The following is a 24,935-nucleotide window of genomic DNA, read 5'->3' as shown; positions in this document are numbered from 1 at the left end:
AGTACAACAATTTAAAAAGTATGTTTTAAGTCTTTGTTGAGCAAAGATTTTTAGTCATAAAGAACGAAACTTTAACATTTGATCTGGGCTTAAAATGGGAAATTCGAGCATATAAACCGACTTTATTTAGCTGAGCAGTACGATTCATCAACTGATATTCTGCCAATTTGGAACAATAATAGTCCCTTGATGCTTTTGCATATCCATTTTGAAGCAACAATTCATTCAAACATTCGCCTGATTCCAGGATGACATAACCTAATTGCCTATGATAAAAATCGTAGGCATTTTTTATTTCTGTGAGTATGGTAATTCTATCTCTAACACCTAAGACGTTAGTTAGGTAATTTCTTGCTTCCCATCCTAACTCGATCAACAAACTTGCAGGAAGATGCGATTTTTCTTCATCTGTTTTTAATTTTCTATTCATTCGGATTTCTGGTGCATCTATTCCATACAATCTGATTTCTTTTTCTTCTTTCGAAAAAGCGTGTTTCACTACCAAAGTATCTGCGTCTTTGATTTCTAATACATTATAAAATGTTTCCACGTAATAAGGTTCTTTAGCACTGTATTTCATTCTATTGCAATTAGTTACATATTGTCTATACAAATTTAATCAACCAACTTTGTAATACGATTAATATCAATTGTTTAACTAAAAAATTTATTGTTATGGCAAGACAAAAAGGTTTGATGAAATACATCGGTACAATTGGAGATGTTCGTCATTTTAAAATTAAAGGACAACCAGGGTTTTATGCCGGTTTAGTTGGTGGTCCTACTGCTCAGCAAGTAAAAACTGCGCCTGAGTTTGAACGTACTCGTGAAAATATGAATGAGTTTGGTGGTTGTGCTAAAGCAGGAAAATCATTGCGTACTGCTCTTTCGCAAGTCATGAGTAAAATGGCGGATAGCCAAGTAACAGGTCGATTGACTTCGGTGATGAAGAAAATCAATTTGGAGGATGGTACTGAAGCCAGAGGTTACAGAAAAGTTGAAATTTCTACTCAACGTCAATATTTAATAGGCTTTGAGTTTGACAAACGACTTTCGATTAATGGTGTTTTTAATGCGCCTTATGATGTGGAACATAATGTAGACAGAAACGAAGCTGATTTTTTAGTTGCTGCATTTAATCCTGCTGAATTAGTTTCTGCTCCTGCAGGATCTACACATTTCCGATTGATTAATGCTTTGGCTGTATTAGCTGATTTCTCGTTCAATCCTACTACTGGAAATTACGAAGCTGATGATCTTATTAATAACGAATTGAATGTTGTTACGTACTCGGATTATATTCCGTTAAACACTCCGTATGCCGGAGATACGATTTCGGCAGCTTTACCAGGTGCGCCAACTTTAGCAAATAACGTAACGGTTGTACAGTGTATTGGTATTGAGTTTTTCCAAGAAGTCAACGGAAACTATTATCCTTTCGCCTCTGGAAACTGCTTGAAAATCGAAGATGCTTTTTAAGCTATTGGTTAGTTAAAGAGTCTTTTCGATTTGAAAAGGCTCTTTTTTGTTTCACTTTAATTGAATGAATGATGAGAGTAAAAATTGTGCGTGTGGCTCAAGGAAAGCAAAGTACGTTGAGTCATTTATACATTGATGGAATCTTTCAATGTTACCTTTTGGAAGATAAAATACGAGCCGATAAGATACCGAAGCAAACTGCAATACCTACGGGTGATTATCTATTGATTGTAAATTCTTGGGGCTGTATGAATACTAAGTATAAAAATCTGATGGGTAAAGTTCACGAAGGTATGATTGAAATCGATCAGCTTCCGAATTTTGACTATGTGTATATCCATATCGGAAATACCTATTTACAAACTGCAGGATGTCCGTTGACTGGGTTTGGTTTTGAATTGATCAATGGTGATTATCAAGTTACCCATAGTCGTAAAGCTTATGATGTGGTTTATCCGAAACTTTTGAAGATTGCCAAAAGCAAAGAAAATCAAATTCGGATTGAGAATAATTTTCAATTCTAAAATCATAAGCTATGGAAAATGAATTGGTTTTAAATGTCCTTTTTGGTTCAGTTTCAAGTTTATTATTGGCTGTGGTTGCCTACTTTATTAAGCAATTACACTCCGATTTTAAGAAAATGGAAAAGGATATTACAGAAGTAAAAACGATGGCTTTATTAATCAAAACTGAATTTAAAAACAGTTATGATCTACTGAGCCAACGTGTGGAATATTTAGAATCAAGAATTACAACTCTTGAAATGTTGAATCTTAAAAATAAACGTGATGAAAAAGGATAGTTTAAATTTAGTAGAACGAGTAACCAATGAAACGCCAAAATGGTTTAAAATCGTTCGTAATGTGGGATTAGCTTTAACTGCGATTAGTGGTACTCTTTTAGCTGCTCCAATTGCTTTACCTGCAACCATTGTTTCAGTAGCTGGATATTTAGCTTTAGGCGGTGCAATCGCCAGTGCTGTTGCTCAAACTGCTGTAAAGATTGATGAAGCTGATAATGATCCAAATAAAAAATAGTCTAAAAAGACCTTAACAGGTCTATCAGGACTTTTTGAAATCTCATCGTAATGGTGAGATTTTTTTATGCGTTATCACTGCACCCAATTATTTATAGAGGTGGAATATGTACGCTTTATGTCCCAATCAAAGTTGGAACGTTGTCTAAAAAAGTGGAATTAGATTAGGGAAATTAAGGGAATTGATTTTATTAATTGAAAATTATAATTCTTAAAAAGAAGAATAAAACCATAAGTATTGGCAAAGAAATAATTAAAAGGGTTAAGAAATTAAAAATTCTACGCTCATTAATACTATACATTAAGTTATCTAACTGTTTTTTTCTAACTATTAAAAATGGAAAACACATTAAAATGAAAAAGCCAATGTACTTTATAGGTTTTGAATCAACTGGTAAATTTATAATCAAAGATATTTTTGAAAAAAAAGCACCAATTACATTTATAATATTTGGATAGATAAAAATTAAATAGATAAAAAGATATAAACTGAATATTAAAATAGAACTTGTATAAGCATCTTTAGGCTCTTTTTTCCTCTTGTCTTTTAAGTACGCATATATTGTATATGGAAAAAATAAAATCCATTTCATAAGTGGCTAATATTATAATTATTGTACGAAAATATATCAATTAATTCAAATAATTGAATTCTTCAAACTCAAAAAGTGATGGATTAGTAAAATAATTTATTGAAAAGAAAAAAAGAAAGCCATTCCATCAGGATTGGGCGTTTTAAAGGCAAGGTTTTCGAGCAAAATTCGACCCGAATGGGTGAAGATTTTGTGAGAAACCCGAAGGGCTTGACCTTGACGTAAAACGACCACGAACTAACTTTGCGACCTTTTTTGTGAATTTTGTTGTGTCTATTCCGGAAAGAACGCACTGGGGCAACACGCGCAGGTGAAGAAAAGCAAACCATAATCGAAATAAGGTGGCGAGGGATTGTAGCTGAACATCCCTTTAGGGTGTTTTGCTACACCGAGCCAATTGGTGTGGGCTAATGAGCTAACAAGCAGCACAAAAGTGAGGGGTTACGAAACACGTTAGTGTGTAGTACCGAACGATGTGATGCGACTAGCGGTTTAGCGCAATACACCAATGTACCTTACTAAAAAACTTTTGCTTTTTCTGAACCTGCAACCACTTTCTTGGGTGGCGGGGGTGCGTGGCATTTAAACGCGAAGCTTCTCAAGCTTCTCCTCTTAATCTCAAATGCCTAACGAGCATTTTTGTGTATAACGAAAAGCCGTTCAAAAATGGGCTTGACTGAAAGGAAAGCTTTTTTTTAGGCTTGGTTTTGCGGAGTTGGGTGAATGGAACGCTTCGCTTAGATTTTAGAAATTAGTATTGAGAAGTTAGAATTATGATGGGATTCTGAAACGAGTTCAGAATGACAAGTGGAATGAACCTAACGGAGTAAATTATTCCCGAAGCTTCTCAAGCTTCTCCTCTTAATCTCAAATGCAAAAATGATTGTGGCAATACTGCTACTTCATCAAAACCAAAATACGGTTTTTGAAAACGGATGTTCGTTTTTAGAACGAAAGAAGCCTATTTGCAAAATCCTTTGAATATAGGGCAACAGCGAAAGTTATTGCGGTTAATGTCCCGGGCAGCTTTGCGAAGTATCCCGTTAGGGTATTGCGCAAAACTGGAATTAACCGCAGTTGCTTTTTTGTTGTTGACCTTTACACATACCAACTTTGCAAATAGGCGTTTATATTTTACTGATTATCATTTACTACTTGATGTAGTATTTTGGGATTGGTAACCTTATAATTTACTCCAAATCCTTTATGATTTCCCTAAAACTACCTAAAGCAGACTCAATATTATCTACAATTTCTTGTGCTAAAATATCGGGTTCAGGTAGATTATCTAAATCCGTTAGAGATTGATCTTTGATCCAAAATATATCCAATGATGTTTTATCTCTTGCGATGATTTCATCGTAGGTATATTTTCTCCAACGACCATCAGGATTATCCTCCGACCAAGTTTCCGTACGGTTGTAAATATTCGCTGAATTATAGCATTTCACGAAGTCTTGTAGATCGGCTTCTGTTAATGGCTTTTTCTTTAAGGTATGATGTACATTCGTACGGTAATCGTAAATCCATACTTCTTTGGTTTGTGCTTCTTTAGAAGCAACCTTATTGGTAAAGAATAATACATTCGCTTTTACTCCATTGGCATAGAAAATACCCGTAGGTAAACGTAAAATGGTATGCAATTCTGTTGTTTCTAATAAACGCTTGCGAATTTCTTCTCCTGCACCACCTTCAAACAATACATTATCTGGTAAAACCACTGCTGCTTCCCCATTGATTTTTAGTAAGGTTTTGATGTGCTGCAAAAAATTCAACTGTTTGTTGGAAGTCGTTTCCCAAAAGTCTTGACGGTTATAACTCATGTCATCACGCTCTACCTCTCCATCTTCGTTGGTTACCGTGTACGAACTTTTCTTCCCGAAAGGTGGATTGGCCAAGACATAATCATAGGTATTCGATTCAGAAGATATCAAGGCGTCTGATGATTTAATTAATGGTTCTCCGTCAATCTCTCCGATACCGTGTAAGTACAAGTTCATCAAACACATACGGCGTGTACTGGCTACAATCTCGTTGCCATGAAAAGTTTTTTCTTTCAAAAATTTCTTTTCATCACGATCCAAAGATTGTTTACTTAGATAATCATAAGCTGCTAAGAAGAAACCACCCGAACCACAAGCCGGGTCGATGATGGTTTTCATTGGCTTAGGTTGAACACATTGCACCATAATATTAATTAGTGGACGCGGTGTAAAATATTGACCTGCGCCTGATTTGGTGTCTTCGGCGTTTTTCTCCAATAAACCTTCATAGATTTTACCTTTGATATCCGAACCCATAGATGACCAATCTTCTTGGTCAATTAAGTTAAGAATGCGCAATAACTTCGCAGGATCTTGAATCTTATTTTGGCTCTTGGCATAGATTTGCCCCAACATTCCTTTCTCTGAAGAAAGCGTACGCAACAACTGCGAATAGAAACTTTCTAATTCTGCTCCGTTTTTGGAACGTAAACTTTCCCAATCGCATAAATCACCATTAGGAATTTCTTTACCTTCAATGTCTTTGATACGCGGCAATTGTATATTCTTACTATACGGTGGTTTGTTTAATTCATCCACCATTTTAAGGAACAATAAATAGGTGATTTGCTCCAAATAATCGCCATAACCTACGCCATCATCACGCATCACGTTGGCAAGGTTCCATATTTTTGATATAATTGCTGACTCTGTCATTTGTTAGCTTTATTTAAGATTGTGAAAAATGCAGTAAAGGTTGATAATCATTTTGATCAGCTGCTCTAATCGCATTTATATATTCTTTTCTAATCTGTTCTTTCGAAAGAGTGACTTGATTTCGTCCCCAAGTAAATGGTGGAAAATTAAAAATTTTTTCCATAATGCTATCTGCCATCAAACGACTGTGTCTACCATTTCCATTAGGGAAACAATGAATTGCTACTAGTCGATGTTTGAATCGGATGGCAATTTCATGAGGTGAATACGTTTGATTCTCTATCCAATACAAGGTATCATCTAATAAGTTTCTTAAGTCATGAGTTATCATATACTGTTTTACACCTATGTTTTTTTCTGTATTTCTGAAAGTACCTGCCCATTTCCAAACATTCTTATACATTCTTTTATGTAAATCTAGAATAAACTTTTCTGAGATTATTTTCTCGTAAGAATATTTCAATTTCATTGCCCAAAACATTGCTTCTTCAATATTTTGTTGTTCAAATTCATCAAGTTCTGCTTTTGTTGAAATGGAATAAATTTTTAACCCCTCTAATTCTTCTGGATCTAAAGGTGTTTGACCATATTCGTATTGCAGATTTAATCCCATAATATTTTTGGATTACTTTCAATAATCTCTTTTTTACGTTCTTCTATAGCCTCTTTTAATCGAGCTTGTGCATTCTCTTGATCTTCTAAAGCCATAGTTTGTGTAGTACGCATGACAATATCTTTAGCTAAGATTTCGGCTTTACGCTCAACTAATTGTTCTAGACTTCCATCTATTGGTAATAACGCATATACGAATTTCATATCCAATGCCTGAGCCGTTTCTTTTAACGAATTGATTGTGATGCTTCCTTCTTTTTCTCTTTTTTCTAAACTCTGTATGCTTTGTTTGGTAACACCTAATTTATTGCCTAATTGTTCTAAGCTCATACCAAGTGTTGTACGTATGGCTTTCAACCATCCGCCAACAGGAGTTTGAACGTTTTGAAGCGCTGAAATTGCCCTAAGCTTTTCATCTAATTGTTTTCTTTGTAAATTATTCTTCATAATAGGTCAATATTTACTTTGACAAAAGTAACAAAAAGTAAACACATAAGTTTACTTTTTGTTAAATAAATCAACATATATATTTACACAATTTAAAATTAGTAAGCATTTAAGTTGACTAAAACAAAATAAAGTAAACATAAAAACTGACTATTATTTCATTTTCATTGTTTTTTTCTTCACCGGTTTGTTGGCTTCTTTCTCTGCTTTTATTTTCTCTAAGAGTACTGAAGCAGGTTCATAGTCTGGTGCTTGTTTGCAAAGAGTTAATTCTTCTTCGCTCAGCAACTTTCCTTCAAAGGCTTTCTTTAAAATAGATTGGCGTAAGGCTTCTGCTTGGCTAAGGCTGTCTTTTATTTGCTGCTCTACCGCATCACAAACCGATAAACGAGATTCGATTTCTTTGACGATTTGGGCTTGTTCTTGGATACTTGGGATCGGTATTGCTATATCTTTTAATTCATTCATACCTACCATATTTGGCATTGCAGTACCTAATGATTTTTCAAATATTAATCTTTGAAAGATTTCACTACGAAACATAATAATAAAATACTTATGTAATATAATTCTTTCGTTCAAAGATATCTTTAAGAGTGCTTGATTTATTATACCAATATCTGCATTTTGAGGCAAGTGACAAATCCTTCCAAGTGTAGCCCCTGAACAACTAATTATCAAGTCGTTTGGACCTGCTGTAAAACCTTTTAATTCTTCATATTTTTCATCTGAAATAAAATATCTATGTCTAAATGGTTCATCATTAATAGCATGTCCTTGCTCATAAACAGGAACACCCTTCTCAATAAAAAATTCTTTCTTCAAAGCACTTCCAAAAGGGCCTCTCTTAAGAGAAGTTTTATTTGGTTGTACAATGGCTTTTAATGCGAAAAAATTCCATTTATTAGGAATATTAAAACCTGAAGAACCATTTGCATAATCCGGAAAATAATTTCCCTTTGTAATATTTTTATTTTTTAAAGCCTCATCTATAATTAGTTTCAATGCCTGTTTCAACTCCTCAGCAGTAGGCAAATCCGTTTGTTTTTCTCTCCATTCCTTCGTTAATTCCCCCTCAAACGCTTTTTTCAAAACGGCTTGGCGGTAGATTTTGAGTTGGTCTTGTGCTTTTTTTAGGTCGGCTATCCCTGCATCCAAACTCGAAAACAAGGCTTCAATCTTTTTGACGATGGCACGTTGTTCGGGTAGGGGTGGGAGTGGTATTGGAATTTCTGAAATTGTTTTAGAAGAAAGGTGTTTAACCGTAACTGCTGATGTTTCAGAATGAATTGCATCTAAATAAGGCTGTATACATAAAAACACATATTCTTTACTCATCAGGTTACTTTGTAAGATAATTCTACAAACACGCTGATTTAATAACCCTAATTCTCCGGGCCATTTGGAAATTTTAAAATCTCCATCCATGCCAATCAAAAAATCATTTCTTCTAACAAGAAAATCTTCAGAATACTCGCCACTATATAAGTTCTCTGTTGCTTTTTGAAAAATATCACGTATTCTAATAAGTGGCAAACCTTTTTCATGATTAAAATACTTTGATGAAAAAGCATAACCATTTTGAATATTACAAATATCACCAAGTTCTACCCTAAGCCATGTATCTTTCTTCACTAATAAAGGATGTGTCCCTTTATCTATTATTTGTTTTGGTGTTAATCCTAATGCCATTATGCTGCTAATGCTTCATTTAGTTCGTTAATAATCGTTTGCATCTGGTCGCCAAAGAGTTGGTACATTTTACCACGTCCGCCGTGTACATCAAAAGGATTGTAATCCAAGTCATCTATTTCTAAATGATAGGAATTCACAATATGCTCCTTGATCATACGGAGCCAATCCATTTGCTCGGGCGTAAAACGGTTGTGTTGTCCGGCATTTTGCGCAAATATCCATTGCTTAAAATTGTCGTCCACCGTTTTGTCGTAGGCTTTTAGTTCGCTATCGATACCACATACGGCACGGATTAAGGATACTAAAGCGGTCAATTCATCTTTTGGCGCATCGGTTTGGGTTTTGCCAAGTGTTTTGTAGGCTTCCCACACATGCAAGGGTGCAAATATCGGTTTTTCTAGGCGTATTTTCTCCATCAACTCTTGGATCATTTTGAAGGTAATCTCCCTTCTGCGATACGGCTGATCGAAGAAAATAGATAAAGCCATGATTTCGTTTTTGTTGGCAAATAAGTATTCTGCAAATTCTTGAATCAAGGTTTGTGCTTTATCTACGGTTGTGGTGTCCCATTCAGATTTCAGCACCGTATCGATGTTGATATGATCGATGATTTGTTCGTGTTGCTTGCGCACATTGTCGATGTACTCGTTCAGTTCGCCATTGAAACTTAAAGACGCAGTGCGAATTAAATGTTCTTGGGCTTCTTGTCGTGCTTTTTCTTCCAACAAAGGTGTTCTATCTTCAATAGGCGTTTGCTGAATGATGACTTGCGCTGCCGCTTCAATAGTATCGGGATCAAAAGCGGTAATCAATTCTTTGGTGATTTGCTTTAAGCTTTTACCACCTGAAAGTTCTTCGATTTTAGCGGCTTCCTTTTCCGTAATTTGCCTATCCAAACGAATCAGCCTATTGGCTAAGGAAAGAAATACATCTTCTTCCGCCACGCCCATGGTAACAGCTCCCAATAATTCTTTTAACGCTACTGTTGGTTTACGCTCTAGTGGTCGGCTGTCTGTTTTCTTGGATTTGGTCGCGCCTACGGCATCCACAATCACAAAGTGATTTTTGACACGCGCTTGTTTACTCACCAATTGCAATTTATCGGCATTAATGGTACGGGTACCACGCCCTTTCATCTGCTCGAAGTAATTGATGCTTTTCACATCACGCATAAAGAGTAAAACTTCTAGAGGTTTTACATCCGTACCCGTAGCAATCATATCTACGGTAACGGCAATACGTGGATAGTAATCGTTGCGGAAACGATTCAACACCGATTTGGGGTCTTCGTCTATTTTATAGGTTACCTTTTTACAGAAGTCATTGCCTTCGCCAAATTCTTCCCGCACAATGTTGATGATATCATCGGCATGCGAGTCTGTTTTGGCAAAGATTAAAGTCTTTGGTACTTCGTATTCGGTACGGTCAGCATTCCATCGATCGGGATAAATAACCTGTTCCAATGCCCGTTTGAATTCTTTGATGATGGTACGAATCTGTGAAACATTTACCACCGCTTTATCCAAGTCGTTGCTTTTGTACTCGGTATCCTCATCCTCTTGTTGCCAGCGTTTGGCACGAGAGAGTTTATCCCGACGGTCTACAAACCACCCAGATTCAATCAATCCACCTTTTTGCGAAATTTCCGTTTCGATGGTATAGACTTCATACGGTACATTCACGCCATCCAAAACCGATTCTTCATAAGTATATTGACTTACCACATTTTCGTTGAAGAAACCAATGGTGCGTATGTCAGGAGTAGCGGTAAGTCCGATTAAGAACGCATCAAAATAATCCAAGACTTGCTTCCAAAGGTTGTAAATGGAACGGTGACATTCGTCAATGATGATAAAATCAAATTGCTCTATCGGCACTTGTTGGTTATATTCTACAGGAATCGCTTTTTTCTCAGCCAATTTTTGTTGTAGCCAAGACGATTGCTCGTTGGGGTTTTCGATGTCTGCGTTCTCATCCATTTCTTCGCCACGCAGAATAGAATACATCCGTTGAATGGTAGAAATACACACTTGACTATCGGATGCGATAAAGCTCGAACTCAATCGCTGCACGTTATATAGTTCGGTAAACTTACGGTTGTCATCATTGGGTTGAAAAGCCATAAACTCTTGTTCAGCTTGTTCTCCTAAATTTTTGGTATCTACCAAAAAGAGAATACGCTTTGCTTTAGCAAACTTTAGCAAACAATAGATAAATGTAGCCGCCGTAAACGTTTTACCTGCCCCCGTAGCCATTTGAATTAAAGCTTTTGGTTTGGCTTTTTTGAATGATTTTTCTAAATTATTGATAGCCGTAATTTGCGCCGGACGTAAACCCGATTCATCTAAAACAGGAATATCGTGCAAACGACCACGCAAAGATTTATCTTTTTTCACCCATTCCAATAAAGTTTCAGGCTGATGAAAATGAAAGACCTCACGAGAACGTGGATTAGGATCACGATAATCCGTAAAACGTGTAATGGTTCCTGTACTTTCGTACACAAAAGGAATCGCTTCAGAAGATTTGAAGTATTTCAACTGTGCTTCCGCATAGCCTTTTGATTGATCTTCAACGACTGTTAGACGATGTCCTTCGTCTTCCTTCTTTGCTTCTATTATACCTACAGGTTTTTGATTGACAAAAAGCACATAATCAGCAGGACCTACAGAAGTAGTGTATTCACGAACTGCAACGCCCTTTGAAGCATTGAAGTTTATTTTATCTTTAGACTGAACCGCCCATCCTGCTTGACGCAGCATTTCATCAATACGATCACGAGCAATTTGTTCAGGGTTTTGGTTTATTGTCATCTAAACAAAGTGTTGTTATTACAATTGGTTAATTGTTGTTAAAATTAACAAATTAAATGGCAAAAGCAATTGAAAAAGTAACCTAAGTAACCAAATTTCGGCAAAAACATTTTTTTGTTTTTTGAAGTTTTGAAAAAACTGTTTCAAACGAAGATAATAATGTAAAAAGGAGAACCAATGGTTCTCCTTTGCTTTGATTTTAGCTTATGTTTCCAGTTTTTGTTTTGAGTGATTTTACAATTTTTTCTTTTGGTCAAATTTGGTTACTTTTCTTACTCGGTGTAATTCGGTGTTTAACTGAGTATTACAATGAAATTTTAACGTTTTTTGAGTTCTAAAAAAGTAAGGAAAAGTAAGGGGATTTTTGCACTTAGTATTGAGATTTTAGATGTTAGATTTAAGAATTGATTTATTTTATTCATGGGTTTATTATTTTATGAATAATATATTCAAGAATCCTATGGATTTGTCTTGACACAAAAACGAATCAAAATATCATATGTTCATTTTGGCTTGATCCAAAACGAAACAAAATTGATTACTTTCATTTTTATTCATGGCTTTATTATTTTGTATAAATTGTATTCATGAATCCTATGGATTTGTCCTGACACAAAAACGAAACAAAAAAGTCAAGGCTATAAAACGATTAACCTAAAAATGAATATTGATTCGGGAATAAATTAAATCGCTCCTTTCAGTCGGTAATTTATTCTTATCCTTCTCAATATTCATTTTCTTAACGGTATCGTTTTAGATGCCGAATTTATTTTTCTTCCAATGTTTTATTCTCTTTCTGTACTTGGTCGTATTCCAATTCTTTGACTGCATAGACATACGAACCATTTTTTGAAATCCTCATAAAACCGTGTTTCTTTAATGCTTTTCCTAATTGGTTTACTGTTCCGCTATTGATATTAATGTTACTGAAAAAAGCTAACCTTGTGGCTATTTGAGTTGCATTTAGAAAAACTGTTGCTGTTTCTTTATCTGCTTTCTCAAACCACGTTAAAAGCAATTCTTCTTCTGGGGATTTGATTTGGTATTGCTCGTTGTTTTGGTTGATGGCTTTAATTTCTTCATTATTGAACCAATACCTGAATCCTTCATCAATTAGATGCAATGCTTGTTTGTAATAGTTATCGAGGTTTACGTTGTGTAAAGCAACTTGTGTACATTCCTTAAATTGTACAGCTTCTTTTATCAAATACGCCATAGTACATTAAGTTTTAGTCATTAAACATTTTTTAAGGTAATTTAATGTAAATTAAAACCTTACAATGGAAAAACGTGTCGCTTTAAGGATGATTTACTTTCTTATTTGATGTATTGCTCTATTCTTTATAATATATGCTTTTCAACCACAAACTTGCTTTTACTAAAAGTATTAATACAGGAACTTCGACCAACGGACCAATTACTCCTACAAAAGCTTGTGGTGAGTGAATACCGAATATTGCAATGGAAACTGCAATAGCTAATTCGAAATTATTTCCTGTCGCTGTAAATGAAATAGATGCATTTTTATCATAAGGAACTTTCATTGCTTTATTGATAAAAAAACTGATGAAGAACATCAGTGCAAAATAGATCACTAATGGGATTGCTACTTTGATAACGTCTAAAGGTAATTCAAGTATTTTATCTCCTTTTAAACTAAACATTACCACAATAGTAAATAATAATGCATAAAGTGTTATGGGAGAAATTTTGGATACGAATACACGATTGTACCATTCTATACCATTCTTTTTAATTAGCGCGTATCTCGTGATAAAACCTATTAAAAATGGAATACCTAAATAGATCATTACACTTTGTGTAACTTCTATCATTGAAACCGAAACATTAAAATTAGCTAAGCCTAATTTGCTTGGTAATATGTTGATGAATAACCAAACTAAAAAACTGTAACTCAATACTTGGAAAATACTATTCAATGCGACTAACATTGCTGTGTATTCTCTATTAGCCTTCGCTAAATCGCTCCAAACGATCACCATTGCAATACATCGTGCTAATCCAATTAAGATTAATCCCGACATATAATCAGGTTCGTCGTGAAGAAATAGTACGGCTAATCCAAACATTAAAACCGTTCCGATTATCCAGTTTAATAGCAAGGAAATACCTATCACTTTTTTATTTTTGAGTGCTTTTGGTAATAAAGCATAATCAACTTTAGCTAATGGCGGAAACATCATGATTACCAATCCTATAGCTAAAGGAATATTGGTTGTGCCAATGCTCATCCGCTCTACAAAAACAGACATATTTGGAAAGATATAACCAATGGTCACACCTAAAACCATTGCGATAAAAATCCATAAGGTTAGGTATCTATCCAGGAATTTTAATTTGGGTTGCATGAATTAAATTGTATTTGAGCAAATACATACATCATTTCGGTTGCTATTTCAATACTTCGCTGTTGGTAAACTTCGGTTTGTTCGGTTGTATCATCCGAAATTTTAGGATCTTCGTAAGTAATGGGAATTCGCTTTTCAGCACCGGAAATAAAAGGACAACCTTCATCTGCTTGTGAGCAAGTCATTATTGCTGCAAAATTTGATACAGGATTGAAGGGATCATCATACTTCTTAGAAAATCCGATAATTGGTAAACTATTTTCATCAAATTTTATGGCGTAAATAGGATTGATATTATCTGCAATTTTTAGAATTTGTAAGCCTTGATTGCTTAGCGTTTCGATTACTTTTGGAAACAAAGCTGTTTTTTCTGTACCTCCTGAATAACAATTGATATTTGGAATATTATAATATGCAGAAGCAAATTGTGACCAGATCTGTGCTAAATGACTTCTTCGAGAATTGTGTGTACAAATAAAATTAAGGTTTACCGGTTTTTTACTATTTACCTTTCCTTGAATGTAATCTATTAAAGGTTGTAAAATGTTTTTGCGATCATTACTGATATTTTCAAAATGAAATTGCTCTACAGTTTTTAATATTGTTGAGTACATATTTTTAATTAATTTTTAAGTGTTTAGATAAAAAATCTTGAATTTCTAAAACTGTTTGTTTTGCGGTTCTGTTTACCCCAATTAAAGTTGCAGATGCATAACCTGTCCAATTACCATAGCCTACAAACCATAAACCTTCAATATCTAAAGACTTAGTTTCATTGGTTTTTGCAATACCTTTTTCATCTAGTTGTATTAGTGATTTTAGGAATGTAGTATCGTAACCGAAGCCTGTACACCAAATAATTGCATCAAAATCTTCTTGTTCGCCGTTATCCCAAATTACTCCTTTGTCGTAAAACTCACGGAATGTACCACTAGAAATTAACACTCCTCTTTCACGAGCTTCTTTTACAGGTGGAACCATAACAATACTGGTTAAATTGTAATTTGATGCATCAAATGTTTTTCCTTCTAATTCTGCTTTATATCTTGCGTTGGCAATTTTAAACAGATAATAGCCGTCCACTTCATCGGGTAGAAATTCAGGTGTTTTTTTTGTTGACCATTTTACTGTCGTATTTTTTGATACTTCAGCAACAATTTGAGCACCAGAATTACCTTCTCCAACAACCAATGTTTTTAAACCATTAAAATCTTCGGGGTTTTTATATTTACTTGAATGTATTTGAACACCTTTGTAATTTTCTATTCCCTTTAAATTCGGAATGAAAGGATTTCCCCACGTTCCTGTAGCAGAAATAACTGTTTTGGTTTTAAAAAAAACTTTCTTGCGTGTGAACTTGAAAAAAATCTCCATTTTTTTTAATTTCAACAACTTCACTATTTCTTTTCACATTAAGTTGATAATATTGCTCGTATTGTCCTAAATAATGTATAACCTCTTGTTTTGTAGGGAATTTATTTTCAGAATTTGGCATTATCAATCCAGGTAACGAGCTATAATCTGCTGGAGAAAATAGGGTTAAACTATCCCAAGTATGGAGCCAAGCCCCGCCTGAAGTATTTTGCTTATCCAAAATAATATACTTCAGTTTTGCACGTCTTAGATAATATCCACAAGCTAATGCACTTTGCCCGCCTCCAATAACTATAACATCAAATATTTCATCCATTGAATTGTTTTTATCTGATTTATGCATTCACAAATTAATACTTTTACGTTTCTATAAATTCTTATCTATATTAATACCGTTTACTGTTTGATAATCCTTGTTTATCGATTTCTACAACTCCTAAAAAATTATCATTGGTAATTGTTATAATATTTATGGTTACAATATTTAGCAACACCCCGAATTTGGTGTACAAGAAGATGATTGGATTTCTGACAATTTCACTTTTGGTTTTTCTGAAGGAATACCACAAGCATCTTCCGCTAAACAAGCAGTTTTTTTATTCTTTAAAATGAAATGTTTACCATTAAATTCAAGATCGTATTTACCAATGGTAGTCGACTGATATTCTACTTCAATTTCGGCATCTTCAATACCTAATTTGTTTTCGGATAAGCGAATAATGTTTAGTAATTTACCTGGTTTTAAACGATGTTCGTAATCGTCTGCATTCCATAATTGGAAGTTGACTACCTTTTCGTTTCTAATAACTCCACCACAATCAATAAACTTCTTTGTGATTTCTCCCACTTCTGTAACGTGGAAATGTTCTGGTACGAAAGTACCATCCTCTAATTGAAATTCAACATTCTCTAATGTTGGTAAGATTTCTTTGATTTCTGAAAGTTTCATATACTTTAATTATTATTTATTAATCGTAATATTGCGATGATTGATTGTAAATAAATGCTTTAACAACATTTATTTATAGGTATATATTGATCAAAAAACATTGAAAATTCTTTTTGAATCGATTCCCAAACTTTTTCATCAATACAATAACAAACCGATTTTCCTTCGATGGAACCTTGAATAATTCCGATACTTTTTAATTCTTTTAAATGCTGCGAAATTGTGGCTTGTGCTAAACCTAATTCATCTACCAAATCCGTACATATACACGCATTTTGTTTGATGATATGCTGAATAATAGCCACACGAGCAGGATGTCCTAATACTTTGAATAAAGTAGCTAGTTTATTTTGCTCGTCTGTAAATATTTCTGATTTAGTTATTCCCATTATTGATTTATTATCATTGCAATATTACGATATGTTTTATAAATACTAAAATTATTTAATATTAATTATTCAATATACTGTTCTACAGCTTTATCTAATTCTTCGTTTACGATTTTAGCATAAAAAAAATTCTGTTAAGTTTTCCAACCCAACAGAATTCTATCTTATTTATTTCTTAAAAATGGATTATTTAATCGTAATGGAAACGGCACTTTGCAATTAATACCTGATCATCTTCGTATTTGTAAATTAAACGATGTTCTTCATCTATTCTACGTGACCAAAACCCTGAATATTTATGTTTTAATGGCTCTGGTTTCCCAATACCAGTAAAAGGAGTACGTGAAATATCTTTCAATAAATCATTGATTCGCTTTACTTTTTTCTTATCGGTTTTTTGCCAAAATAAATAATCTTCCCAAGATTCATCTACGAAAATATATTTCATTTATTCCTCGATTAATTCTCTTTCAAAAGATTGGTTGCTTTTTAATTTTTCAATGGCAGCATCTAATCTTGATTCATTGATACGAGAAGATAATTCGTGATTTGTAGCCATTAAAGAATTGTACTCTTCTAATGACATTACCACAATACCTGAATCTTTCCCTCTGTTGATAATTAAGGTTTCAAAGTTCTTTGAAACTCTATCTAAGTAAGATTTAATATCTTTTCTGAAATCTGAAACACTTGCTATTATCATAATCTTGTATTTTATTGTGTACAAAATTAAGTACAATATTTTGATTTTCAAAATCTATATTCTTACATTATTTTAAAATAAACATCTGTTATTCAATATATTGTTCCGCCGCTTTGTCTAATTTTAAGTTTACGATTTTAGCATAGATTTGAGTTGTACCAATATCTGAGTGATCTAATAGTTTTGAAACATACTCAATACGCATACCGTTAGCTAAAGCTTGGGTTGCAAATGTGTGTCGGCTTAAATGGAATGATAACGAGAACGGAAATTCTAATTCTTTACCGATTCTACGCAATTTCTGACCACATAAAACATTTTTGCTACCAATTACTTTTAGTTGGTATTCGTTGGATTGTTCAAAGAAATTTGCTTCTGAAATGATTGGAAATATAAAATCATCTGGTCCGGAAGTTTCTTTTTTGTATTTGTTTAAAATTTCTAAAGCAGATTGACCTACCTTGAATTGATGTGAACGTTTCGTTTTACGAATGTTTAATCTGATACGTTGTTCGTTTTCATCGTAGTTTTTCCATTGTAAGGTAACGACATCACTGAAACGTAAACCTCCTGCATAACAACTAAAAATAAACATATCTCTGAAATAGGTATCTGTTTGACCAAATGAACTCTTGTGATTTTTTAGCTGCTCGATTTGTTCTTTGTTTAAAAACAATCTTGTGCTCTTGTCTTTTTTGATTCTTACACTTGCAAATGGGTAAGTATTTAAACTGATGATTTCTTCACGAATGGCATCTTTAAACATAATCGCTAAAATGTTCAGTGAATAACGAATTGTAGTGTTTCCGTTTTTTAGTTTGTTGCTTAGATAATTCACGTAATCATTTAAAGTTGTTACGGTAATATCATCAAAATAGATTTCGTTATGTCCGATAAACTCCTCGAATTTCTTTACATAGTTTTTGTAATTCTTGTATGTTCTTGGAGATACACTTCCCTTTATACGCTCACAACGCTCGTAAGAGTACTCAAAAAAGTTTTTAATATCTTTTCCTTTGATGGCTTCTTTTAATCGCTTAGCGGAGATATTTCCACGCTTACGCTCGTTATCGGCAACCATTGCTTCTGCATCTGCTATCTTTTGAGATAAGAAAGCATTCATTCTCGTTGAATTGGGATAATTGCGTTTTACTTTTTGTTTGACATCATCCCATTCGTTTTCTTTCAACTTTACTCCAGTTGCTATAAACTTTGTTTTACGATCCTTGATTAATCGGATATACAATGGACTGAGTCCTGTTTTATCTTCTTGGTTGGTGCGAAGTACTAATTTGATTGAAGCCATTGGAAATTGTATTATGGGTTAAAAATCTACTTTTCTAAACGAATGCAAACAAGTGAAATATTTTTGTATCTTGCTGATGCAAACGAATGTAACGTGATTCTAAGGTACAACAATTGGTACAACAAATCAAGGATTTCAATGCGTTGAAGTACTTCAAATTGAAACTTTAACAATCGTTAATCCCTTATAAATAGGCAATTTAGAGAAAAATCGTTCAACAGATTTTGGTTTTTGGATAACATCGTATTGGCAAAATGGCGGGGTTGAATATATAGTAGAAAAACCCGATGCATTTAGTCGCAACTTGCTTTTCATATTGTATTTTTTTGTAATTTAACAATCTGAAAAAGCAATTTGCTTCGTTCGGTCGAAATTGAACTTCCAGTACAATTTAGCCCGCACCTCGCAAAGCCCCTTTCCGTTATGTGTCATTTTTTTTAAAAAATTCGTAAATATATTAGCGGAGTGTTTTGACCCCTATAAACCTAGAGTATTTTTAATTTTTTAAAGTGTAATGTTTTAGGCTGCTTTTTTTCTGTTTAAAATCAAGTGTTTGTCCTTTTCCCATTTCTCCATTGGAGTGATTTTTCCAAGCAATCCATGTAGTCTTTTGTTATTATAAAACACTACGTAGTTCTTTAAAATTTGCTCTATTTGTCCAAAAGTAAAGTATTCATATTTAGTAAAAATCTCTCTTCTTAGAGTCCCATGATAAGCTTCTATGTGAGCATTTTCTTCCGGTGTTGCTATGTGTGTAAACTCTTGTGATACACCGATTAAAGAAAGATATTCTCTTACATTTTTGGCGATAAATTGACTACCATTATCCGATCTAATCACTACATTTTTAGGATAATCTAACTCATCAAAAAGTTCTGATAGTAGTTCTATTACCTGCTTTTGTTTAATATTAAAGCTGAAGTAGTCTTTTAATATTCTTCGAGTATGTACATCAATTACAGAAAGTAAATAAGCACTTTTCCCTTTTTGTGGTATCCATACCATCTTAATATCCATTTCAATACACTCTAAGGGTCTTGTAGTCTTTACTTTACGATGCTTAACATACTTCTTGTCTGAGTGATCTCTAGCTATACGAGTTTGTAAAAGCTTAGCAGCTTTCATGATACGGTATACTTTTTTGTGATTAATAGTATACCCATCGCGTTTAAGATACTCGCTCATTATGCGGTAACCACAATCCATAAAATCATCCTCTAAAAGCTTTTTAATTGACTCTACAACAGTTTGCTCATTAACCCAGCCTTGGTTTTTATGATAGGTTAATAAAGTAGCTTTATTACCTTTTGGTTTGCCAGAACCCTTGAAATAGTACGTACTATCACTTAAGCCAACCCAATGAATTAGTTTAGCTTTACTTATGTGATATTTAGTATAAAAGTAGTCTACCAGATCTTTTTTGGATCGGATGTCCCAAACTTTTTTTTTAGTAGTTCGCGTTGAACTTCTAATTCTATTTCTTTATCACTTAGTAGTTTACGAAGAATCTTATTCTCTTCTTCTGCTTTTTTAAGTTCTTTTGATTTGTCATAAACAGCAGGCATTAATCCTGATTCTCCTTGGGAATCGAATTTCTTCTTCCATGCGTAGAAAGTACCTGTACTTAAACTGTGTTTACGACAAGTCTCTATTGCCCCATTTTCTTCTGCTTCTTGTAAAATTGATAGCTTATCTGATAAGCTCCATTTCTTGTATTTCATAAGTCCAAAGTTATGTAATTAATTTATTAATTTAACTCCAGCTTATTTAGGGGCTAATATACGGAGTAAACCGAAAAAACGCTATAAAATAAGAGAGTAGGTAATCACTTAAATCAATTTTTATGAAAAATTTAGTATTTTCATTTTCATTATTCTTAATTGGAACATTTGCTTTTGCTTCAAATGAAGTTATCAATGCCAATGAAAAGATAAGTGAAAACAACTTATCAAAAACTATCGAAGTATTAACTGAGTGCTCAACTCAAACTGGAACTGATTGTGACGGAGATACAATTTCTGTTACTTGTTGCAGAACAACTTGGGAAGAAGCATTTAATTGTGCCGCTGCAAAGTTGAAAGCGGCTGCATTTGCTGCCTGTTAATATTCTAATTAAGATTGCCCAAAATGGCCAATCTTTTAATTATTTAATTTCTATTATGAAAAAAATTACGATATTATTTATAATACTTACTCTCTCATTTGAAAACAGTTATTCTCAAGTAATTGAATATAATTTTAAAAATGTAAATTCAATACTTAAATATGAATTAATATTAAATGATAATGGTGATAGTGAATGGAGAATGATTATGAATGCAAAAGGAGATACAATTGATGCTGAAGATTTTTCAAAATCTATTTTTAAATATAATAACTTGTATTATCTAACAGAAAAAACAATTTCCCAACAATTAGAACTTTTAGATAATCCTAAAATGTTATGGAAAAATGATAATACAAAAAAAATAACAATTTTGGGTTATGAATGTCTTACTGCAACAACACATTTTAGAGGAAGAAACTATAGAGCATATTACACAAAAAATGATACCTATAAATTTGGCCCTTGGAAATTTAATGGATTAGATGGCATAATTTTAAAAATTGAAAGTGAAGATGGATTGTATATTTTTGAAGCTACAAATATTAAATTAGATGAAAAAAAGTTTAATGTAAAAAAGTTGAATGTTTTTGTAAATCAAAATAATTTTCACGATTGGACAAAATTTGAAGAGATCTATTTAATTGATATTAAGAATTATATTAATGAGCAAAAATGCAATTGTGAAGATGATGGTAAAAATGTGCTAAAAATATCAAAAATTGAAAAAATACATCCTGAACTTCACGAAGTAGGTATTATATTTTAATAAACATCTATTTATGGTAAGAGCTTTTTTAATAACATTTTCACTATTGATTGTAAATATTATATATTCTCAACAAAAGGGTACAGTCAATATTGTATATTCACAAAGTGTATTTTGGAATATTGAAGATTCAACCAAATATGATAAAGAGCAGTATTTTGCTTTGAAAAATGCAATGGATAAAAAAACATATTTTATTCTAAAAACTAATTTTCACGAATCTATTTATAAAAATGAACCTAAAATAAATAATTCTTTACCTTCAAGTGACCTTGATATTACTTTTTCAAATTCAGAAAATTATATATATATAAATTTTCTTGATTCAATATCTATAACTGAAGAAACATATCCTAAAAAGTTTTTTATTAAAGAGAAATTGCCAAATTATGATTGGAATCTAACCGAAAAAACTAAAAAATATAAAGATTTCGAAATTAATTTAGCAACTTCAATTATTAATGGTTATAAAATAGATGCGTGGTATACAAATAGTATAGAAATCAGAACAGGTCCAAAAAATTTTTGGGGCTTACCCGGTTTAATATTAATTGTTGAAATTACACATCAGAAAAGTGGTGAAAAAACTCAAATTTTAATGGAGAGTATAAATTATGAAGATACAGATTACTCAATTAAACCTAAAATAAAAAAAGGTTTAGTAGTATCAAGAGAATATTATAATAGAATTTTAGAGAATCATATCAAAAAAGAAAATGATCTGTATGGTTTAGGTGTTGATACAGAATAAATAAAACGACACATAACATTGTATTGCCAAAAGCGGGGCTAAAGTGCTAATTTCAAAGTTTGTAATTCTATCTACGCCAAAAACGAATTTTATTCGTTTTTTATTCTTAAATTTAACTCATAAAAATTCGTTTTGGCTCGCCTTCGTGCAGAATTTAAGCTTTCAGCCATAAATTCCCCGCCCTTCGCAAATACTTTTTCCGTTGTACAACATTTAAAATGACAACGGTTAAAAAAAGGGCTATCCATCCAAAGTCGAGTGTTTGAAAATCGACACCAAAGAAAAGAGTAAACGAGTTAAGCTGAAAATCGTTAAGAGTAGCAATTCTCATTAATTAAAATTTTATGATAATGAAAAAAATAAGAAAAATTGCAGAAAATCCTATTATGGCTCTATTTATGTGTTCTTTAATACTTTTTGTAAGTTGTAACCAAGATGATATTGCTACAAATAGTGCTTTAAATGAACTTAGTGGTGAAGAGTTGTTTAAATCAATAATTTTTGTAGATGGAGAAGCAACTTCATCAATTCCAATTCTTGATAATATTAATATCTATGAAACATTAGGAAGTCAGGAAAAAATTGATGAATATAAGAAGCTTCAAAATGAGACAATTGAATTCATCAAAAAACAATCACCTAATTACTTTGATGAATTTAAATCGAATATTACTTCCAAAGATCCACAAAAAATTTCAAGTACTTTGAACCAAGTAGGGAATTATTTAATTCCTTTTGCTAATGAAAAATTGAAAGTTCATGGTATCAAGGCAGAGGATATAGTAAAAGAATATAAAGACAAATATAATGATGATGAAATGTCTATTAACAATTCTGCTCAGGGCAAATGTTTATATGAAGCAATTGTTATTGTTGCGGTTGGTGCAGTAGCGCTGGCTGTTTATATATGGGCAGCTGTAGCTAGATGGGAGGTTGTAACTTATCCAGATGAGGAAATTCAGAAACAAGGGTCATTATATAATGAAGAACTTTCTATTTCAATAGCTGAAAACATATAGAGTTGATGAAACGTACAGTAATTTTGGCATCACTTTTATTAACTATGGCTTTATTTTTTTACATGATAGTAATTTCTGTGCCAAATAATGCACTTTCTTTAAACAATTCGGTTTTTAATAATTCAAAAATGAACGCCCTACTCCCTGAGGGTTGGGCGTTCTTTACAAGAAGTCCGAGAGAGGAGCAAGTTTATATTTATACCTACAAGGATTTAAATAAAGTATCACTCAAAAATACTGATATCAGTCAATTTTTGGGAATAAAAAGAAAAAATCGTTTTATTCAAGATAAACTTGGTAAGATAGTGTCTGGTATTGAGTCTAAATACTGGTTTAAATATAATACTAGTAAAGATATAGAACATATATTAGACTCATTAAATTACATAACGGTCTCGGTAGAAAAGCCATCTTTATGTGGTGAATACATAATTGAAGTCCGTAGAACAATGCCATGGGCTTATTACAAATCTGAACTATCAAAAAACATTGATCAAGACAGAAAACTTGTTAGAGTTGGTTTTGAATGTAAAAATAATTAAACTATGAATTCAATTTTTAAGTATTTTGAAAAAAAGATTGATTCTGGAGTATATTGGACTAATTACTTAGGACTTGGAAGAAGTCTATTAGCGTTAGGGCTTTTACTAACTTTAGTTTTTAATAGTAACGATGTTTTATTTTCATACGGAATAAACAATCAAGATTTCTTAAAGTGCAACGGTATAAATAGAATAAGTTTATATTGTTTACTGGATAACGTTGTGTTGACTAAATCTATTTCTATAGCTGTTTTATTACTAGTAATTATAGGTGTTTATCCTAGATTTACTTGTATATTACATTGGTGGGTTGCATATAGTTTTGCTACTTCATCATACATTGTTGATGGTGGAGACCAAATTGGAAGTATCCTAACATTTTTCTTGATCCCCATTTGTTTGTTGGATAAACGAAAATTTCATTGGAATAGAATAAACTTTAAGCCAACTTTCATTGAAAAAAATATAGCTTTCTTTTCTTATTTGATAATTGCAGTTCAAGCATCAATAATATACTTCCATGCTTGTGTTGGAAAATTTGTAGTTGATGAATGGGTAAATGGAACAGCGGTATATTATTGGGTTACAAATTCAGTTTTTGGAATAAACGATAATTTATTATTTTTAGTAAACCCACTTTTTAAATCTCCATTAATAATGCTTCTAATAACGTGGGGGGTGTTATTATTGGAATTATTTTTGGCTGTCAATATATTTTTAACTAACAAGAAGGTTAAGTTTTTATCATTATTTCTTGGCATTGCTTTTCATTTCCTAATTATAGTTGCTCATGGTTTAGTTAGTTTCTTTTTTTCTATGACTTCGCTTTTAATAATCTATTTAATATCAAAAAATTATAATTATGTTACAAACAGGAATAATTGAGTCACTAATTTTTTTAGCAATAACTATTCTTTATTTTGTGTTTCAACCGAAATCAAGAAACGGAATTTATGGTTATAGGACACCATTATCAAAGAAATCAGATAAACATTGGGTAATTGCTAATAAATTGGCATCCAAAATACTTTTATTTTCTTCGATTTTTATTTTCATTATTTCTGTGATAATGAAATATGCTTTAGATAAAAATCCACGAGGTATTTTTTTAGTTTTACTGCTTATTAGTTTTGTAATGACCTTTTTAATGGTTGAAAAGAAATTAAGAAGTCTATAAACGTTGTACAACATGGCATAAGCGTAATGCGGGCTAAAGTGCTAATATTAAACGAATTGAACATTAATAAACATAATGGTAAACCGAAAGTGAAGTGCATCTAATCCCG

30 protein-coding genes are annotated in these 24,935 nt (G+C 32.6%); 11 read left to right on the top strand and 19 right to left on the bottom strand.

Translation table 11 applies throughout. The features are described 5' to 3' along the window. Positions 1-25 precede the first annotated feature (25 nt). Entirely contained in the window at positions 26-580 is a 555-nt protein-coding gene (locus BN8061_RS11450) for a thermonuclease family protein (protein ID WP_068599400.1), read from the bottom strand. 95 nt (positions 581-675) lie between these two features. On the opposite strand from BN8061_RS11450, the gene BN8061_RS11445 reads away from it, so the two are divergent. The 4 genes from BN8061_RS11445 to BN8061_RS11430 all read left to right on the top strand — a co-directional run bounded on the left by BN8061_RS11445 (position 676) and on the right by BN8061_RS11430 (position 2,516). Continuing rightward, positions 676-1,479 (top strand): hypothetical protein, encoded by an 804-nt coding sequence (locus BN8061_RS11445; RefSeq protein ID WP_068599398.1) that lies wholly within the window; start codon positions 676-678, stop codon positions 1,477-1,479. Positions 1,480-1,547: 68 nt separating this feature from the next. Beyond that, a complete protein-coding gene (locus tag BN8061_RS11440) occupies positions 1,548-2,003 on the top strand; it encodes a DUF5675 family protein (RefSeq protein ID WP_204207211.1) in 456 nt (151 codons plus the stop codon). Between the two features lie 11 nt (positions 2,004-2,014). Continuing rightward, positions 2,015-2,281, top strand: a complete 267-nt coding sequence (locus tag BN8061_RS11435; RefSeq protein WP_068599396.1) for a hypothetical protein — start codon at positions 2,015-2,017, stop codon at positions 2,279-2,281. Further along, complete coding sequence (locus tag BN8061_RS11430; protein ID WP_068599395.1) at positions 2,268-2,516, top strand: hypothetical protein; 249 nt, start codon at positions 2,268-2,270, stop codon at positions 2,514-2,516. Before BN8061_RS11435 ends, BN8061_RS11430 begins: the two co-directional genes overlap by 14 nt. Positions 2,517-2,706: 190 nt before the next feature. Here the strand turns inward: BN8061_RS11430 and BN8061_RS11945 are convergent, their stop codons facing one another. The 18 genes from BN8061_RS11945 to BN8061_RS11340 all read right to left on the bottom strand — a co-directional run bounded on the left by BN8061_RS11945 (position 2,707) and on the right by BN8061_RS11340 (position 20,185). After that, entirely contained in the window at positions 2,707-3,108 is a 402-nt protein-coding gene (locus BN8061_RS11945) for a hypothetical protein (RefSeq protein WP_154662320.1), read from the bottom strand. 1,190 nt (positions 3,109-4,298) lie between these two features. After that, a complete protein-coding gene (locus tag BN8061_RS11415; RefSeq protein ID WP_068599388.1) occupies positions 4,299-5,807 on the bottom strand; it encodes a class I SAM-dependent DNA methyltransferase in 1,509 nt (502 codons plus the stop codon). A gap of 13 nt (positions 5,808-5,820) precedes the next feature. After that, positions 5,821-6,420: a mobile mystery protein B gene (locus BN8061_RS11410; protein ID WP_068599386.1), complete on the bottom strand. Its 600-nt coding sequence runs from the start codon at positions 6,418-6,420 to the stop codon at positions 5,821-5,823. Then, positions 6,411-6,866, bottom strand: coding sequence for a mobile mystery protein A (locus tag BN8061_RS11405; RefSeq protein WP_068599384.1), 456 nt, complete (start codon positions 6,864-6,866; stop codon positions 6,411-6,413). The genes BN8061_RS11410 and BN8061_RS11405 overlap by 10 nt, the downstream gene beginning before the upstream one ends. Before the next feature lie 153 nt (positions 6,867-7,019). Next, on the bottom strand, positions 7,020-8,558 hold the full coding sequence (locus tag BN8061_RS11400; protein WP_068599382.1) for a restriction endonuclease subunit S: 1,539 nt from the start codon (positions 8,556-8,558) through the stop codon (positions 7,020-7,022). After that, positions 8,558-11,374, bottom strand: coding sequence for a type I restriction endonuclease subunit R (locus BN8061_RS11395; protein WP_068599381.1), 2,817 nt, complete (start codon positions 11,372-11,374; stop codon positions 8,558-8,560). Before BN8061_RS11395 ends, BN8061_RS11400 begins: the two co-directional genes overlap by 1 nt. A 766-nt stretch (positions 11,375-12,140) precedes the next feature. Further along, positions 12,141-12,590, bottom strand: coding sequence for a DUF3874 domain-containing protein (locus BN8061_RS11390; protein ID WP_068599380.1), 450 nt, complete (start codon positions 12,588-12,590; stop codon positions 12,141-12,143). A 118-nt stretch (positions 12,591-12,708) separates the two neighbouring features. After that, on the bottom strand, positions 12,709-13,743 hold the full coding sequence (arsB, locus tag BN8061_RS11385) for an ACR3 family arsenite efflux transporter (RefSeq protein ID WP_068599378.1): 1,035 nt from the start codon (positions 13,741-13,743) through the stop codon (positions 12,709-12,711). Next, positions 13,728-14,357: an arsenate-mycothiol transferase ArsC gene (locus tag BN8061_RS11380; RefSeq protein ID WP_068599376.1), complete on the bottom strand. Its 630-nt coding sequence runs from the start codon at positions 14,355-14,357 to the stop codon at positions 13,728-13,730. Before BN8061_RS11380 ends, arsB begins: the two co-directional genes overlap by 16 nt. 4 nt (positions 14,358-14,361) lie before the next feature. After that, positions 14,362-15,117 carry an NAD(P)-binding domain-containing protein gene (locus BN8061_RS11375; RefSeq protein WP_262509388.1) on the bottom strand — a complete coding sequence of 252 codons (756 nt, stop codon included), beginning with the start codon at positions 15,115-15,117 and terminating at the stop codon, positions 14,362-14,364. Continuing rightward, on the bottom strand, positions 15,074-15,433 hold the full coding sequence (locus BN8061_RS12335; RefSeq protein WP_262509387.1) for an NAD(P)-binding domain-containing protein: 360 nt from the start codon (positions 15,431-15,433) through the stop codon (positions 15,074-15,076). The genes BN8061_RS11375 and BN8061_RS12335 overlap by 44 nt, the downstream gene beginning before the upstream one ends. 168 nt (positions 15,434-15,601) lie before the next feature. Beyond that, on the bottom strand, positions 15,602-16,066 hold the full coding sequence (locus BN8061_RS11370) for a DUF6428 family protein (protein ID WP_068599374.1): 465 nt from the start codon (positions 16,064-16,066) through the stop codon (positions 15,602-15,604). Between the two features lie 59 nt (positions 16,067-16,125). Next, on the bottom strand, positions 16,126-16,455 hold the full coding sequence (locus BN8061_RS11365; protein ID WP_068599372.1) for an ArsR/SmtB family transcription factor: 330 nt from the start codon (positions 16,453-16,455) through the stop codon (positions 16,126-16,128). Between the two features lie 190 nt (positions 16,456-16,645). Continuing rightward, the gene (locus BN8061_RS11360; RefSeq protein WP_068599371.1) at positions 16,646-16,903 is read right to left on the bottom strand and encodes a Txe/YoeB family addiction module toxin; all 258 of its coding nucleotides are present in this window, start codon (positions 16,901-16,903) and stop codon (positions 16,646-16,648) included. After that, a complete protein-coding gene (locus BN8061_RS11355; protein WP_068599366.1) occupies positions 16,904-17,158 on the bottom strand; it encodes a type II toxin-antitoxin system Phd/YefM family antitoxin in 255 nt (84 codons plus the stop codon). A gap of 88 nt (positions 17,159-17,246) precedes the next feature. Next, positions 17,247-18,464 (bottom strand): site-specific integrase, encoded by a 1,218-nt coding sequence (locus tag BN8061_RS11350; RefSeq protein WP_068599364.1) that lies wholly within the window; start codon positions 18,462-18,464, stop codon positions 17,247-17,249. 519 nt (positions 18,465-18,983) lie between these two features. Then, positions 18,984-19,847 carry an IS3 family transposase gene (locus BN8061_RS11345; RefSeq protein ID WP_154662319.1) on the bottom strand — a complete coding sequence of 288 codons (864 nt, stop codon included), beginning with the start codon at positions 19,845-19,847 and terminating at the stop codon, positions 18,984-18,986. Between the two features lie 23 nt (positions 19,848-19,870). Then, on the bottom strand, positions 19,871-20,185 hold the full coding sequence (locus BN8061_RS11340) for a transposase (protein WP_068599360.1): 315 nt from the start codon (positions 20,183-20,185) through the stop codon (positions 19,871-19,873). 122 nt (positions 20,186-20,307) lie between these two features. On the opposite strand from BN8061_RS11340, the gene BN8061_RS11335 reads away from it, so the two are divergent. The 7 genes from BN8061_RS11335 (at position 20,308) to BN8061_RS11305 (ending at position 24,826) form a co-directional block, all read left to right on the top strand. Beyond that, complete coding sequence (locus BN8061_RS11335; RefSeq protein ID WP_068599358.1) at positions 20,308-20,568, top strand: hypothetical protein; 261 nt, start codon at positions 20,308-20,310, stop codon at positions 20,566-20,568. A 55-nt stretch (positions 20,569-20,623) separates the two neighbouring features. Then, positions 20,624-21,337 carry a GLPGLI family protein gene (locus tag BN8061_RS11330; protein ID WP_154662318.1) on the top strand — a complete coding sequence of 238 codons (714 nt, stop codon included), beginning with the start codon at positions 20,624-20,626 and terminating at the stop codon, positions 21,335-21,337. A gap of 13 nt (positions 21,338-21,350) precedes the next feature. After that, on the top strand, positions 21,351-22,088 hold the full coding sequence (locus tag BN8061_RS11325; RefSeq protein WP_068599354.1) for a GLPGLI family protein: 738 nt from the start codon (positions 21,351-21,353) through the stop codon (positions 22,086-22,088). Positions 22,089-22,438: 350 nt separating this feature from the next. Then, complete coding sequence (locus BN8061_RS11320) at positions 22,439-23,107, top strand: sporulation delaying protein family toxin (RefSeq protein WP_154662317.1); 669 nt, start codon at positions 22,439-22,441, stop codon at positions 23,105-23,107. 5 nt (positions 23,108-23,112) lie between these two features. Continuing rightward, positions 23,113-23,649, top strand: a complete 537-nt coding sequence (locus tag BN8061_RS11315) for an SdpA family antimicrobial peptide system protein (RefSeq protein WP_094745963.1) — start codon at positions 23,113-23,115, stop codon at positions 23,647-23,649. Positions 23,650-23,652: 3 nt separating this feature from the next. Beyond that, a complete protein-coding gene (locus BN8061_RS11310; RefSeq protein WP_068599349.1) occupies positions 23,653-24,534 on the top strand; it encodes a sporulation-delaying protein SdpB family protein in 882 nt (293 codons plus the stop codon). Beyond that, the gene (locus tag BN8061_RS11305) at positions 24,512-24,826 is read left to right on the top strand and encodes an SdpI family protein (RefSeq protein ID WP_068599347.1); all 315 of its coding nucleotides are present in this window, start codon (positions 24,512-24,514) and stop codon (positions 24,824-24,826) included. Before BN8061_RS11310 ends, BN8061_RS11305 begins: the two co-directional genes overlap by 23 nt. The last annotated feature ends 109 nt before the right edge of the window (positions 24,827-24,935 follow it).

The organism is Vaginella massiliensis, from assembly GCF_900089075.1.
GTDB lineage: Bacteria > Bacteroidota > Bacteroidia > Flavobacteriales > Weeksellaceae > Weeksella > Weeksella massiliensis_A.
The sequence above is the reverse complement of the archived record's forward strand: the minus strand, read 5'-3'. Positions and strand labels throughout refer to the sequence as shown.